At 46.6% G+C, this 307-nt stretch carries 1 protein-coding gene; it reads left to right on the top strand.

Features of this window, described 5'->3' with window-relative positions:
- A partial coding sequence (locus tag LKE08_RS10490; protein ID WP_324704169.1) for a reverse transcriptase domain-containing protein occupies positions 1-307 on the top strand: 307 nt, incomplete at both ends.

Raw genomic sequence — 307 nt, 5'->3', positions numbered from 1 at the left:
GAGCCAAGCAAGCCTTGGTCAAGATGGCAATGGAACCCTACTGGGAACCTAAATTCGAGGGAACAAGCTATGGGTTTAGACCCGGACGCACAACCCTCGACGCAATTGGCAGAATACACACAGCAATTAATCAAGGGGAATACTACATCCTTGATGCTGATATAGCCAAATGTTTCGACCAGATTGACCATGATTACCTACTATCCAAACTTCATTGTCCAACGACCATCAGGCGCAATATCAGACAATGGTTAAAAGCCGGGGTTATTGACAATGGTGTATTTGACGACACGAAAGCCGGGACACC

The organism is Lyngbya sp. CCY1209 (genome assembly GCF_035615495.1).
GTDB lineage: Bacteria > Cyanobacteriota > Cyanobacteriia > Cyanobacteriales > Microcoleaceae > Limnospira.
Note: the sequence above shows the minus strand (reverse complement) of the source record. Positions and strands in the feature narration are given on the sequence as shown.